This window comes from Shigella sp. FC1967 (assembly GCF_001743005.1).
Taxonomy (GTDB): domain Bacteria; phylum Pseudomonadota; class Gammaproteobacteria; order Enterobacterales; family Enterobacteriaceae; genus Proteus.
The window spans coordinates 1-318 of record NZ_MIIZ01000021.1 but is presented as its reverse complement, the minus strand read 5'-3'; the positions used below and the strand labels follow the sequence as shown (position 1 = coordinate 318).

1 protein-coding gene is annotated in these 318 nt (G+C 50.9%); it reads left to right on the top strand.

The genetic code is table 11. The annotated features are described in order from the left end of the window. The coding region (locus BHE89_RS24105) for a hypothetical protein (RefSeq protein ID WP_216080955.1) at nt 1-294 on the top strand (294 nt) is incomplete at its 5' end. Between the last annotated feature and the right edge of the window lie 24 nt (nt 295-318).

Genomic DNA, 318 nt, shown 5'->3' with positions numbered 1-318 from the left:
AAAGCCCGTCAAACTTCACTGCCCGTTCGTCTGACCACCCCCTTTTTTCGCCCCTGTATTTGGTCGCTCAAAAAATGTGGTGGTCAGACGCTTCGCTTGACGGGGGGCTTTGCCCCCAAAACGAAACACGTTCACTGGGGTTCACTTGCCATCGCTGGGGCGTGTCATTTCGTTTCGGCTCCCCCTGTTTTTCCCTTTCTTCGCTGGACGCTCATCAGGATAAAAACAAAAAGCCTACCGCCCTCGTTTTACTCGGTTGGTCAAATCGCTTCTTGCCACAAAACAAGTTTGTGACTTTCAGCGATTTCGCATCGTTTT